This window comes from Plantibacter sp. MPB07 (genome assembly GCF_046619465.1).
GTDB classification, from domain to species: Bacteria; Actinomycetota; Actinomycetes; order Actinomycetales; family Microbacteriaceae; genus Plantibacter; species Plantibacter auratus.
In genome coordinates this window covers 2,362,147-2,374,896 of the sequence record NZ_CP177043.1, presented here as the reverse complement: position 1 = coordinate 2,374,896, position 12,750 = coordinate 2,362,147, and the positions used below count along the sequence as shown (strand labels likewise).

Annotated in this window: 12 protein-coding genes; 9 read left to right on the top strand and 3 right to left on the bottom strand. The window is 70.7% G+C overall.

Annotated elements, in window-relative coordinates:
- Positions 1 to 48 precede the first annotated feature (48 nt).
- Both ACLIME_RS10870 and ACLIME_RS10865 read left to right on the top strand, forming a co-directional pair.
- Complete coding sequence (locus tag ACLIME_RS10870; protein ID WP_411556912.1) at positions 49 to 2,190, top strand: acyltransferase family protein; 2,142 nt, start codon at positions 49 to 51, stop codon at positions 2,188 to 2,190.
- A gap of 39 nt (positions 2,191 to 2,229) precedes the next feature.
- Positions 2,230 to 3,264, top strand: a complete 1,035-nt coding sequence (locus ACLIME_RS10865; RefSeq protein WP_079706653.1) for a 1,4-dihydroxy-2-naphthoate polyprenyltransferase — start codon at positions 2,230 to 2,232, stop codon at positions 3,262 to 3,264.
- On the opposite strand, the gene ACLIME_RS10860 is transcribed toward ACLIME_RS10865, so the two are convergent.
- Complete coding sequence (locus tag ACLIME_RS10860) at positions 3,205 to 3,549, bottom strand: DUF4229 domain-containing protein (protein WP_411556911.1); 345 nt, start codon at positions 3,547 to 3,549, stop codon at positions 3,205 to 3,207. The two genes, ACLIME_RS10865 and ACLIME_RS10860, sit on opposite strands and share 60 nt — an antisense overlap.
- A gap of 71 nt (positions 3,550 to 3,620) precedes the next feature.
- Between ACLIME_RS10860 and ACLIME_RS10855 the strand changes: the two genes are divergently transcribed.
- The 3 genes from ACLIME_RS10855 to ACLIME_RS10845 are packed head-to-tail and all read left to right on the top strand — an operon-like array spanning position 3,621 to position 6,696.
- Positions 3,621 to 4,043: a PLD nuclease N-terminal domain-containing protein gene (locus ACLIME_RS10855; RefSeq protein ID WP_085514031.1), complete on the top strand. Its 423-nt coding sequence runs from the start codon at positions 3,621 to 3,623 to the stop codon at positions 4,041 to 4,043.
- Positions 4,040 to 5,776, top strand: a complete 1,737-nt coding sequence (menD, locus tag ACLIME_RS10850) for a 2-succinyl-5-enolpyruvyl-6-hydroxy-3-cyclohexene-1-carboxylic-acid synthase (RefSeq protein WP_411556910.1) — start codon at positions 4,040 to 4,042, stop codon at positions 5,774 to 5,776. The genes ACLIME_RS10855 and menD overlap by 4 nt, the downstream gene beginning before the upstream one ends.
- Positions 5,777 to 5,832: 56 nt before the next feature.
- Entirely contained in the window at positions 5,833 to 6,696 is an 864-nt protein-coding gene (locus ACLIME_RS10845) for a polyphosphate kinase 2 family protein (protein ID WP_159875725.1), read from the top strand.
- 16 nt (positions 6,697 to 6,712) lie between these two features.
- Here ACLIME_RS10845 and ACLIME_RS10840 read toward each other — a convergent pair whose 3' ends face one another.
- Both ACLIME_RS10840 and ACLIME_RS10835 read right to left on the bottom strand, forming a co-directional pair.
- Entirely contained in the window at positions 6,713 to 7,951 is a 1,239-nt protein-coding gene (locus tag ACLIME_RS10840) for an isochorismate synthase MenF (protein WP_274500354.1), read from the bottom strand.
- An 88-nt stretch (positions 7,952 to 8,039) separates the two neighbouring features.
- Complete coding sequence (locus ACLIME_RS10835; RefSeq protein ID WP_411556909.1) at positions 8,040 to 8,882, bottom strand: helix-turn-helix domain-containing protein; 843 nt, start codon at positions 8,880 to 8,882, stop codon at positions 8,040 to 8,042.
- 101 nt (positions 8,883 to 8,983) lie between these two features.
- Here ACLIME_RS10835 and ACLIME_RS10830 point away from each other — a divergent pair, with 101 nt between their 5' ends.
- From ACLIME_RS10830 to ACLIME_RS10815, 4 genes are all read left to right on the top strand, one after another.
- Positions 8,984 to 9,664, top strand: coding sequence for an SDR family NAD(P)-dependent oxidoreductase (locus ACLIME_RS10830; RefSeq protein WP_411556908.1), 681 nt, complete (start codon positions 8,984 to 8,986; stop codon positions 9,662 to 9,664).
- Positions 9,665 to 9,772: 108 nt separating this feature from the next.
- Positions 9,773 to 10,432, top strand: a complete 660-nt coding sequence (locus ACLIME_RS10825) for a class I SAM-dependent methyltransferase (RefSeq protein ID WP_411558790.1) — start codon at positions 9,773 to 9,775, stop codon at positions 10,430 to 10,432.
- A 150-nt stretch (positions 10,433 to 10,582) separates the two neighbouring features.
- A complete protein-coding gene (locus tag ACLIME_RS10820; protein ID WP_085514037.1) occupies positions 10,583 to 12,142 on the top strand; it encodes an APC family permease in 1,560 nt (519 codons plus the stop codon).
- A 114-nt stretch (positions 12,143 to 12,256) separates the two neighbouring features.
- Positions 12,257 to 12,694: a hypothetical protein gene (locus ACLIME_RS10815; RefSeq protein ID WP_079706662.1), complete on the top strand. Its 438-nt coding sequence runs from the start codon at positions 12,257 to 12,259 to the stop codon at positions 12,692 to 12,694.
- Positions 12,695 to 12,750: the final 56 nt, after the last annotated feature.

Sequence of the window (12,750 nt, the reverse complement as noted above, 5' to 3'; positions counted from 1 at the left end):
CTCTCCCATGCGTGTCGACGAGCGACCGCAGCCGGGGGACGACGACAGGTGACAACGGGGACCGACACGGGCGCTGCGCCCACGAGGCCGACCACGGCGTTCCGCGCCGACATCCAGGGGATGCGGGCGCTCGCCGTGACCGCGGTGATCCTCGCCCACGCGACCGGCTGGCCGGCCGGCGGCTTCGTGGGCGTGGACGTGTTCTTCGTGATCTCCGGCTTCCTCATCACCGGGTTGCTCCTGCGCGAGCACGAGCGTTCCGGACGCATCTCCCTGCCGGCCTTCTTCGGGCGGCGGATCAAGCGGATCCTGCCCGCGTCGCTCGTCGTCCTGGCCGCGACCGTCGCGCTGGCGGCGTGGCTGTTCAACGCCCCGCGGGCGCTCGCGACCTGGTGGGACGCGGTGTCGGCCGCACTGCTCGTCTCGAACTGGCGTTTCGAGGCATCGGGCACCGACTACTTCCACGTGACGGACGCCGCGTCACCGCTGCAGCACTTCTGGTCCCTCTCGATCGAGGAGCAGTTCTACCTCGTGTGGCCGGTGCTGCTCGTCGTCCTGCTCGCCGTCGCGGCCCGCGGAGCCAGACCGGTGCTGCGCTCGCGCATCGTCGTCGGTGGCGTCCTCGTCGTCCTCATCGCGGCCTCGTTCGCCGTCGCCGTATGGCAGTCCGGGGCGGCTCCGCAGGCCGCCTACTTCGCGACCGGCGCGCGGGTCTGGGAGCTGGGGGCCGGCGCACTCCTGGCCGTGTCCGCGCCGCTCCTCGGCCGGCTGCCGCTGGCGCTCCGGGTGGTCGCCGGATGGGCGGGGCTCGTCGGCATCGTCGCATCCGCGCTGCTCATCACCGGGTCGATCGGGTTCCCCGGCCCCTGGGCGGTCGCCCCCGTCGTCGCCGCGATGCTGCTCATCGCCGCCGGGACCGGAGCCGGCCCGGCGTACCCGCGCTGGATGTTCCCGCTCGCGAACCCGCTGAGCCGTGGCGTCGGAGCGATCTCCTATTCGCTCTACCTCTGGCACCTCCCGATCCTCGTGTTCGTACCGATGCTCGTCCCCGACACCGCCCTCAGCACGGTCCCGGGGATGCTCGGGCTCATCCTCGGGGTCTCGGTACTCTCCTTCCTGCTCATCGAACAGCCGTTGCACCGCACGCCACTCGTGGGTTCCTTCCACGGCGACCGCGACGCCAGGGACGCCGCCTGGGCCGCCTGGCGCGAGCGGTTCGCCTCCCAGTTCCTCTACTCGGCGGTCGGACTCGTGATCGTCGCCGGGCTCGCGGTGATCGCCATCGGCCCCGCGCTCCGCATGCCGGTGACCACCGGGGGACCGGCGGCCGTCGCGGCACCGGCCGGAGACCCGCTCCAGGGCATCGCCGCCGAGCTGCAACTCGCGAGCCAGGCCTCTGCGTGGCCCGACAACCTCTCGCCGAGCCTCGACGACGCGATCCGCGCGACCTCGAGCACCAACCCCGCCCGGGCCTGTTTCGACCTGGGTTCGACGCCCGACGACGGTTCGTGCACCTGGGGCGATGCGTCCGCGCCGAAGCACGTCTACCTCGTCGGCGACTCGACCGCGCTCGCCTACGCGCCGGCGTTCCGCGCGATCGCGGATCAGAGCGGTGGGGCGGTGCGGATCACCACCATCGGCCTCTACGGGTGCCGCTTCACGCAGGACCTCATCCAGAACAGCGGCGCCGGGGTCATGGACGACTGCCCGACGCGCAAGCACGACATCGCCGAACGCATCGCAGCGGACCAGCCCGACCTCGTGATCGTCTCGAACGCGTTCGCCGCGGGTCGCACCACGGACGGCCGTTCGCTCGACACGACGTCGATTGTCGCGTCGGCGCTCGCCGAGACTGCGGGGTATCAGGTCCCCGGCCGCGTCGTGTTCCTCGCGCCGCCGCCGCTCGGCGCCGATCTCGGTTCCTGCTACTCGCGGGTGTCCAGTCCGCAGGACTGCGCCGTCGGCGTCGACGCCGCCTGGAACGACTTCGCCGCGGCGACCGAGTCGGCGGCGGGAGCAGCCGGGGAACGCTTCGTCTCGTCGCTCCCGTTCAGCTGCGCGGATGGCGTCTGCCCGGCGTTCGCCGGGACGACGCCGACGAAGTACGACAGCGTGCACCTCACCCCGGCGTTCGCCGAGCACATCGCTCCGGCGATCCTCCAGACGCTCCAGGTCGCCGGGGCCCTGTGACGCCGTCCGCCCCGAGGCTCCGCGGGTAGACTCGCCGTCGTGGCACATGGAGCACGGCCGGCAGCGCCGAAACAGCAGAAGACGTCCGCACCGCGCAGCACGGCGGGTCGTGGCGCGAACGGTGGACGATCCGGCAACCCCGCACGCGGTGGCGGTCGCAAGGTCCCGCTCGCGAAGCCGGCGACCTTCGGCGACTGGGTCGGTGCGGCCCGGATCCGTACGCTGCCGATGGCCGTCGCCCCCGTGCTCATCGGCACCGGTGCCGCGACGATCATCGCGGGCCCCGGCGTCTACCACCCGGTCCGCGCGCTGCTCTGCCTCGTCGTCGCGCTCGCGCTGCAGATCGGTGTCAACTACGCCAACGACTACTCCGACGGCATCCGCGGAACGGACGACCTACGGGTCGGCCCGAGCCGACTGACCGGTTCCGGTGCGGCGAAGCCCAAGACGGTCCTGACCGTCGCGCTCGTGTTCTTCGGTATCGCGGCGGTGGCCGGCATCGTCCTCACGATCCTCACCCAGTTCTGGTGGCTGCTCCTCGTCGGGGCGGTCGCGATCGTCGCCGCCTGGTTCTACACGGGCGGGAAACGTCCCTACGGGTACTTCGCGCTCGGCGAGGTCTTCGTCTTCGTGTTCTTCGGCCTCGTCGCCACGCTCGGCACGACCTTCGTCCAGGTCGGGACCGTGAACCAGGAAGCATGGTTCGGTGCGATCGGCGCCGGCCTCATCGCCTGCGCGGCGCTCGTCGTCAACAACCTCCGCGACCTCGAACAGGACAAGGCGGTCGGGAAGCGCACCCTGTCGACGTTCATCGGCCGGATCGCGTCGAAGGTGCTCTACTGCGTCCTGCTGCTCGTGCCGTTCGGCATCGCCGCGTTCCTCGCGCTGTTCTACCCGATCGCCTGGTTCACCATGTTCGCGCTGCTCGCCGCCATCCCGGCGTGCGTGATCGTGCTGTTCTCCACGACGGCCAGGGAGCAGATCCTGGTGCTCAAGCTGACGGGGCTCGTGCAGCTAGCGTTCGGGGTGATCCTCGGTCTGGCGTTCTTCTACACGCCCGGCATCGCCGGCTGACGACGCTTCCGGTGCCGCCGCGCTCGCATCGAGCGCCGCGTCCTCGGAGTCCTCATCGTCGTGCGGCGACGCCTTGTCGCCGTGCCGACGGGCGTAGAGCTCCTGCGCGACGGTCTCCCGCGGGGTGCGCAGGAAGATGTAGGACACGCAGAGTCCGATGATCGCGGCGATGATCGCGGCGACCCAGGGCTGCAGACCCGTGAGGAAGACGAGGAGCAGGAGCGGCACCACGAACGCCAACAGGCGGAGGATGGTGTACCGGACGGCGGCGGGAACGCGTTTCACCAGACAAGTCTAGGCGTCCCGCCTGAAGGCAACCCCAGGTAATCACGTCACCTGGCGTTTACGATGGAGACATGGTTCGTCTCTGGATCGGCCTCGCCGTCGCGGCAGTCGTCTTCATCGTGTATTCGGTGGTTGACTGCGCCACGATGCCGCGCGACCGCGTCCGAGGGATCAGCAAGACCTCGTGGATCATCGCCATCCTCCTCCTGCCGGTCATCGGCGGAGTCCTCTGGTGGATCATCGGCCGGGTTCGCGCTCCGAAGGCCGTGCCCCGCGGCTCAGCGCCGGACGACGACCCCGACTTCCTCAAGAAGCTCGACGCCGACCGAGCGCAGACGAAGCGCATCCGCGACCTCGAGGACGAGCTCAACCGCTTCGACGACGAGTCGGGCGACAGCCCGGATGCGACGACGCACGACGACCCCACCCCGGGATCCGACACGCCCGACGACGGTTCCGGCCGCAGACCGCCTGGCGCCCCGAGCGCCTCGTGAACCCGTCCGCCGCTCCCGAGCCCGTCGGCTCGGCTCCCTCGTCGAGCCCGGCCAGCGCGTCCGCGTGGGCACTCCTCGACGCGCTCGTCGCCGTGGGTGTCTCCGACGTCGTCGTCTGCCCAGGTTCCCGGTCGCAGGCGCTCGCGCTCGCCGCTGCCGAGCTTGCGGCCTCCGGACGGATCACCCTGCATGTGCGAATCGACGAGCGGGTCGCCGGCTTCCTCGCCTTGGGCCTCGGCGTCGAGACCGACCGTCCGGCCGTCGTGATCACGACCTCGGGGACGGCGACCGCGAACCTGCATCCGGCGGTCCTCGAAGCGCATCACTCGCGCGTGCCGCTCATCGTCCTCACCGCCGACCGGCCGGCCGAGGCGCACGGCATCCGGGCGAACCAGACGACGAAGCAGGACGACCTCTACGGGTTCGCCGCGCGCCTCGCCGTGGTCGTCGAGGCCCCGACCGGTGCCGACGGTGAGCAGGACGCCGCCCGCGATCTCGCCCAGCGGGCGTACCGCGCCGCGACGGACGTCCTCGATCCGGGCCCGGTGCACCTGAACCTCGCCTTCCGGGAGCCGCTCTCGGGTGGCTTCGACCCGGTCGTCGCCGGGGTGACCCCCAACGTCCCGGTCGAGACGGACGCAACCGCGGAAGCACCGCTCTACCCGGGGCGACCGCATCTCGTCCTCGAGCGCGGACCCAGGACCCTCGTCGTCGCCGGGCACCATGCCGGCCCGGCCGCCGAGCAGCTCGCGGCGGACGGCGGATGGCCGCTGATCGCGGAGGTGTCGAGCGGATCCCGGTTCGGGCGGAACGTCATCGCCGCCTACCGGGAGCTGCTCCGCGAGGACGATTACCGCGAGGCCGTCGAGCGCGTCGTCGTCTTCGGCCACCCGACCCTCAGTCGCGAGGTCCCGCTCCTGCTCCAGCAGCCGCAGGTCGAGACGATCGTCGTCGCCCCGGCCGGAGCCGAGGTCTACAACCCCGGACGACGGGCCGACCGGATCGTGTCCTCCGTCTCCGTCGAGGCGGGGCCCGCGGATCGCGCTTGGCTCGGAGCCTGGGTCGTCGGATCCCGCGAACGGGTGGTGGACCCCTCGCCTGCAGCCCCCGATCTCGACGGGCTGCACTCGACGACTCCCGCCGAGCGGCTGGCCTCCGTCCGGGCCGAGCTCGACGCCGTCCGCCTCCCGGTCACCCGCGAGGTCCTCGTCGACGCGGTCTGGCGTGCCACCTGGCCGCACGACCGCCTCGTCGTCGGCGCGTCGAGGCTCATCCGCGTGGCCGACGGTCTCGTCCCCGGCCGCAAGATCAGCGTGCACGCCAACCGCGGACTCGCGGGTATCGACGGCACCATCGCCACCGCCACGGGGATCGCGCTGGCGAGCCAGGCCGACGGAGGCCCAGGTGTGACGCGGGTGCTCCTCGGCGACCTCGCCTTCCTCCACGACGTCGGCGCGATGCTCCTGGACGACGGCGTCGTGCCGCGTCTCCAGGTGATCGTCGGCAACGACGGGGGCGGCACCATCTTCGACGCGCTCGAGGTCGCCCAGAGTGCCCCTGGAGCGCTCTTCGACCGCGTCCAGTACACGCCACAGCACGTCCGGCTGAAGTCGCTCGCGACCGCCTACGGGTGGGAGTACCGCTCGGCCCGCACGCGCACGGAACTCGACCAGGCGTTCACCGCGCCGGTGACCGGTCCCGTCCTCATCGAGGTCCCGCTGCCGCGAGCCTGACCCGCCGGTCCTGCCAGGGGTCGACTTCCGAAGCGACCTGCAGCCAGAATGGGCGGATGACGGCATCGAAGCACGCATCGACCTGGACGGCACCACCCCGAGACACGCTGCGCGTGGGGGAGGGGTTCAGCCTCGCCGACGTCGATCCCTCATCGACGCCGGGCTTCGACGGTGACAAGCAGCAGGGCCGGGTCGAGCTCGACGCAGGGGTGCCCGCGCTGTCCGAGCTGCAGGAGCGACTCTTCGCGGCGAGCACGCAGGGAGCCCCGGAAGCGGTGCTCCTCGTCCTGCAGGCGATGGACACGGCGGGCAAGGGTGGCATCGTCAAGCACGTCGTCGGCTCGGTCGACCCGCAGGGCGTGCACCACCACGCCTTCAAGAAGCCCACGGAGGAGGAGCGCTCCCACGACTTCCTCTGGCGGGTTGAGCCGCACCTGCCGAAGCCCGGTCAGATCGGCGTCTTCGACCGTTCGCACTACGAGGACGTCCTCATCGGTCGGGTGCGTCAGCTCGCCGCGCCGGACGAGATCGAGCGTCGGTACGGGGCGATCAACGACTTCGAGGCGGGCATCGTCGCGAGCGGGACCCGCATCGTCAAGGTGATGCTGCAGATCAGCGCCGACGAGCAGAAGGAACGGCTCGCCGACCGGCTCGCGCGTCCGGACAAGCACTGGAAGTACAACCCGGGCGATGTGGACGAACGCGAGCTGTGGCCGGCCTATCAGGACGCCTACCAGGTGGCGTTCGAGCGGACGAGCACCGAGGCCGCCCCCTGGTTCGTCGTGCCGGCGGACCGCAAGTGGTACGCGCGCATCGCGGTCCAACGGCTGCTGCTCGACGCCCTCGAGGACATCGATCCGCAGTGGCCGGCGGCCGACTACGACATCGCCGTCGAGCAGGCACGACTCGCGGCGAGCTGAGCCGAGGTTCCTCGGCTCAGCCGAAGGCTTCCACGATCGGACGGAACTTCATCTTCGTCTCGACGAGCTCCGTCGCAGCGTCCGAGTCGGCGACGATGCCACAGCCGGCGTAGGCGGTGATGTCACCGTCCGGCGCGATCTGCGCACAGCGGAGGGCCACCGCCCACTCGCCGTCACCCGAGGCGTCCACCCACCCGACCGGACCGGCGTAGCGACCGCGGTCGAACGGTTCCAGCTCGCGGATGAGGGCGACGGCGTCGCGCGTCGGGGTCCCGGCGACGGCGGCCGTCGGGTGCAGGCCGTCCATGAGGTCGAGCGAGGACGAGCCGTCCGAGAGCCGACCGTCGATGTCGGTCGCGAGGTGCCAGAGGTTCGGCAGTTTGAGGGTGAACGGGGCCTCGCTGCGGCGCAACTGGGGGCTGTGTGCCTGCAGGGCGGTCAGCACCGACTGCACGGCGAACTGGTGCTCACCCTGGTCCTTCGCGCTCGTCATGAGTGCGACGGCCTGGTCGTGGTCGCTCTCGGCGTCGGGACCACGCGAGATCGTGCCGGCGAGGACGCGTGCCGAGACGGCACCCCGATCCACTCGGACGAGCGTCTCCGGGCTCGAGCCGATGAAGCCGTCGACCGCGTAGGTCCAGCAGTCGGGGTAGCCGAGGGCGAGGTCGTGGAGCACCCGGCGGCGGTCCGCTTCCGCGGGGAGGTGCCCGGCCAGGTCGCGTGCGAGCACGACCTTGCTCAGGCCGCCGGCCTGGATGCGGGCGATGGCGCGCTCGGCCGAGTCGAGGTAGCCGTCGCGGCTCTGCACACCGGGGGTCAGCTGGATGCGGTACTCGGGCCCGTAGGCCGTGGTCACGGGATCGACGTCCTCGGCGCCGTCGCCGAGGGAGACCCGCGTGATGAAGCTCGCGTCGGGGTACCGGCCGATGATCGTGCGCGGCACGATGAGGACGCTCGTCGCGGAGGACTCGTCGTCGAAGGCGAACGTGCCGAAGGCGACCAGGCCGGTCCCGGGCCGTCGTACCTCGTCCGTCACCACTGCTGCGGCGCAGACGTCCCGCCAGGCCGCCGCGGCACGCGTGAACCGGTCGGGGCCCGAGAACTCCAGGCGGAGCGCCTCACCAAGTCCGACCAACCCGTGTCCCTTCCGCACCCAGAGGAGCGGCGAGGTCTGGTCGGCGAACGGGAGGAGCTGGCGCGGGTCGTCGATGGCGACGGTCTGGGCGACCAGTGACGAGGTCAGGGGAATGGTCACCGTTCAACCCTACGCCCGCGCAGGAGGGGTCCCTCCCCGCCGCAGCCCGACTGGCGGAGGGTCGGTCACCGCCTCGTCGGCGGGGCGTTCACCGGCCGGGCGTCCCGATCGTCTGCAACCCGGTGACCCCGAGCAGTGCGAGTTTCGCCGCGTCCTCGGTGCCCGGTGCCGCGGTGTACACGACGATGCGCAGGTCGCCGCCCGGCGTGGACAGGACGTCGCAGTCGACGGTGATTGGTCCGACCGGCGTCCGTGTGACCGTCTTCCGGCTCGCCCGGTGCTCCGCGACCCTGGCCTCCGCCCAGCGCCGCTCGAACTCGGGTGACACCGATCGCAGCCGGGCCACGAGTCGTGCGAGCTCGTCGTCCCGCGGGTAGCGCCCGACCGCCGCCCGGAGGTCTGCGGCGAGGTCGCTCGCGAACTCCTCCTCGTGCTGCTCGTCGAAGTCGGTGCCGTCGTGCCCCGCGGTGAAGTGCCGCCACACCATGTTGCGATCGTCGCCGACGAGGGCGGAGGGATCGCCGTTCACCGCGGCCCACAGCGGGTTCCAGAGCAGGATGTCGTGGGCGGCGGAGAAGACCGCCAGTGGCACGTCACCGAGCCGGTCGACGATGCGCTGCACGCCCGGACCGATGTGCCGGGGGACGACCCCGGGCGGTGGTGGAGCGGCTCCGGCGACGCGGTAGAGGTGGTCGCGCTCCTGATCCGTCAGTCGCAGTGCGACCGCGAGGGCCCGCAGCAGCTGCGGTGAGGGATTCCGGGCGCGACCCTGCTCGAGCCTGACGATGTAGTCCACGCTGATGCCGGCGAGGGCGGACAGCTCCTCGCGGCGCAGGCCGGCCGTCCGTCTCCCTGGGCCGGCGGGGAGACCGACCTCGGCAGGGGAGACCCGTTCGCGCCAGGCCCGGAGCACACCGGCGAATTCGTCCATCCGGCCATTGTGCCCCCGGTGTCGGTCCGCATCCTGGTACTGCCGGTCCCCCTGTCGACCGGGGCCTGGCGGACCGACCATGCCGGGCGGAGCATGGACCCATGACCACCACACTCATCACCGGGGCCAACAAGAGCCTCGGACTCGAGACCGCACGCCGACTGATCGACGCCGGCCACACCGTCTACGCCGGCATGCGCGACCTGGGCCGCGGCGATGCCGTGGCCGCGCTCGGCGCCCACCCCGTCCAGCTCGACGTCACCGATCAGGCGAGCGTCGACGCGGCGCTCGCCGCGCTTCCGGAGCTCGACGTGCTCGTCAACAACGCCGGCGTGCTCGGTACGTCCTTCGGTGTGGACGACCTCACCCCGGAGACGATGCAGGATGTCCTCGACACGAACGTCGTCGGTCTCGTCCGCGTCACCCAGGCTGCGTTGCCCCTCCTGCGCCGTTCGTCCCGACCCGTCATCGTGAACGTCGCCTCGGGAGTGGGATGGCCGCGCTTCCTCACCTCCGAGGGGGCCGACGAGTTCGCGGTGCCGACGATCCCGTACGCCGCGTCGAAGGCGGCCGTCATCACGCTCACCGTGCAGTACGCGAAGAACCTGCCCGGGTTCCGGGTGAACGTGAGCGACCCGGGCTACACCGCGACCGACTTCAACGGACACGGAGGCCATCAGACGGTGACCGAGGGGACGGACGCGACCGTCGCGCTCGCCCTGCTCGGTCCGGACGGGCCCACCGGCGAGTTCCACAACCGGCACGGACGCATCGACTACTGAGCGCGAGCCTGGGAGCCGTGCTCGGACGGCCGGCTCCCAGCGGCGCGGACGTAGGATGGACGGGTGAACCGCGCCGACCTCTCCAAGCAGCCCGAGCAGGTCTCGGCCATGTTCGACGACGTCTCGACGAAGTACGACCGCATGAACGCGGTCCTCTCCGTCGGGAACGACGCCCTGTGGCGCATCGCGACCACTCGTGCGGTCGGTCCGGCCGCCGGTGAGCGCATCCTCGATCTCGCAGCCGGCACGGGAACGTCCTCCGCGGCGCTGGCCCGCAACGGTGCGCAGGTCGTGGCCGCCGACTTCTCGCCCGGCATGATCGCCGTGGGTCGCGACAAGTACGCCGACCGCTCCGACATCCAGTTCGTCGAGGCCGACGCGACCGACCTCCCCTTCGCCGACGAGGAGTTCGACGCCACGACGATCTCCTTCGGCCTCCGCAACGTCGTCCGCCCGAAGGACGCCCTCGCCGAGATGCTCCGCGTCACGAAGCCCGGCGGCCGGATCGTCATCTGCGAGTTCTCCACGCCGACGCTCGCCCCGATGCGCGCCGCCTACAACCTCTACCTCGAGCGCGTGATGCCGCTCGTCGCCGGCGTCGCATCGTCGAACGCCGAGGCGTACACCTACCTCAACGACTCGATCCGCGCCTGGCCGAGCCAGCCGGAGCTGGCCACCTGGCTGCGTGAAGCGGGCTACGAGCACGTCGCCTACCGCAACCTCACCGGCGGGATCGTCGCCCTGCACCGCGGACTCAAGCCGGCCTGAGCCTCGTCACCGTCGGGGTTCGTCTCGGCATTCTCGAGGGGTGGAACCTGTTGATCCCGTCACTTCTCGCGAGCCGGCGCGACTGATTCCGTAGCCCGGTCCCGAACGGGAGCATTGACACACGGGTGCGCCCGGCCCTACCGTTCCGTCATGACAGCACAGGACACGGCCCGCGGGTCGCAGCCGGCATCACCCACCGGCGGCAAGGGGCTCGCCACCGGCACCCTCGGCCTCTTCGGCTCCGTGATCATCGGCTTGGCGTCGACCGCGCCGGTGTACTCGCTCGTCGCGACGCTCGGGTTCGTCGTGCTCGCCGTGGGTGCCCAGGCGCCGATCGCCTTCATCGTCGCCTTCATCCCGATGCTGTTCATCGCGTTCGCCTACCGCGAGCTGAACCGCGACGTACCGGACTGCGGCACCACCTTCACCTGGGCGACGAAGGCCTTCGGCCCGGTCACCGGCTGGATCGGCGGGTGGGGCGTCGCGCTCGCCGGCATCGTCGTGCTCGCCAACCTCGCACAGATCGCGGGGCAGTACCTGTGGTTGCTCATCGGCGACGGCTCCCTCGCCTCGAACGTCCCGCTCGTCACCGCGACCGGTGTCGTGTTCATCGCCCTCATGACGTGGGTGTCGTACCGCGGCATCGAGCTGGGGGAGCGGATCCAGAACATCCTCCTCGCGGTCCAGTACCTCGCACTCGTGCTGTTCGCCGTGTTCGCCTTCATCGGAGCGTCGAACGGCACCGCGCCCGACGCGACGCCGATCTCGCTCGACTGGTTCAACCCGTTCGCGTTCACCGATTACCACGGCTTCATCGAGGCGGTGCTGCTCGCACTCTTCATCTACTGGGGTTGGGACACCTGCCTCGCCCTGAACGAGGAGACGAAGGACCCGCAGAAGATCCCGGGCCGCGCGGCGGTCATCTCCACGGTCATCCTGCTGGTCACCTACGTCACCGTCACGGTCGCCGCCATGGTCTACGCCGGACTCGGGACCACGGGCACCGGCCTCGCCAACGAGGACAACGCGAACGACATCTTCCTGGCGCTGAAGGACCTCGTGCTCGGACCGTGGGCGTGGATCCTGGTCGTCGCCGTGCTCATCTCGGCGGTGTCGTCGACGCAGACGACGATCCTCCCGACGGCGCGCGGCACGCTCGCGATGGCTGCCTATAAGGCGCTGCCGAAACGGTTCGCGACCGTCCACCCGACCTTTAAGACGCCGTCCTTCTCGACGCTCGTCATGGGCATCGTCGCCATCGTCTACTACGTCGGCATGACGCTCGTGAGCGAGAACATCCTCGCGGACTCGATCCTCTCCCTCGGACTCGCGATCGCCTTCTACTACGGCATCACCGGGTACGCGTGCGTCTGGTACTTCCGGAAGGTGCTCTTCCGCTCCGCGCAGGACTTCTTCTTCAAGGGCCTCTTCCCGCTCCTCGGGGCGCTCATGCTCACCTTCGCCTTCGTGCAGAGCTGCATCGACATGTTCGACGTCGACTACGGCTACACGGTCCTGTTCGGCGTCGGCGGGACGTTCGTCATCGGCGTCGGTTCGCTGGCCTTCGGTTTCGTGCTCATGCTGCTCTGGTACAGCCGGAAGTCCTCGCGGCCCTTCTTCCGCGGGGAGAGCCTCAACCGCGACACCGAGGTCCTCGTGCCCGACGAGCCGATCGAGTACGGCCGCTCCGTCGACGGCGGTCTCGCCTGACCTCCGGTCCCTGAGCCACCCCTTCCGGTCCCTGAGCCTCCCCCTTCCGGTCCCTGAGCCTGTCGAAGGGCACATCTCCCGGGGCCGTCCAGGCGGGCCGGGCATACTGGTGGGATGTTGGACACCCTGCCAGGCGGCCCGTGGATCTGGGGCGTCGCGATCGTCGGTCTCGTGCTCGTCGTCATCCTCCTGAACGCCAGGCGGGCGAAGTCCGCGTTCGCGAAGCCGTACGAGCGCTACGACACCACCGAGATCCCGCCGGACACCCCGGGTACCCGTGAGTTCATCGTGCGAGACGACGCGACCGGTGCGCGGCTCCAGTTCGTGGCGTCCGGGCCGTCGGCCAGGATCGCCCTCGTCGTCGTGCCGCCGAAACACCTCGGGACCGGCGTCGAAGCGGGCCTCTTCCGCGCCGCGTTGCCGACCGCCCAGGGTGTCGACGCCTGGACCTGGCCGCCGCTCAACACCGACGGATACTCGATGCTGCTCGACCTCGCGCACGAGTTCCCGCATCTGGCGTTCTACGACGCCGAGGGCGTGCGACTCCGCTGAACCGAGTCGTGTGGTCCGACCACAGCTGCCAATCGCCTGATCGCGCCCGTGGATTC

Bases quoted from the DNA above. Each gene is read 5' to 3' on its own strand.
- ACLIME_RS10830 (WP_411556908.1), top strand. From the start codon at position 8,984: ATGACCACCACACTCATCACCGGGGCCAACAAGAGCCTCGGACTCGAG.
- ACLIME_RS10855 (WP_085514031.1), top strand. From the start codon at position 3,621: ATGGTTCGTCTCTGGATCGGCCTCGCCGTCGCGGCAGTCGTCTTCATC.
- ACLIME_RS10845 (WP_159875725.1), top strand. From the start codon at position 5,833: ATGACGGCATCGAAGCACGCATCGACCTGGACGGCACCACCCCGAGAC.
- ACLIME_RS10835 (WP_411556909.1), bottom strand. From the start codon at position 8,882: ATGGACGAATTCGCCGGTGTGCTCCGGGCCTGGCGCGAACGGGTCTCC.
- ACLIME_RS10820 (WP_085514037.1), top strand. From the start codon at position 10,583: ATGACAGCACAGGACACGGCCCGCGGGTCGCAGCCGGCATCACCCACC.
- ACLIME_RS10825 (WP_411558790.1), top strand. From the start codon at position 9,773: ATGTTCGACGACGTCTCGACGAAGTACGACCGCATGAACGCGGTCCTC.
- ACLIME_RS10815 (WP_079706662.1), top strand. From the start codon at position 12,257: ATGTTGGACACCCTGCCAGGCGGCCCGTGGATCTGGGGCGTCGCGATC.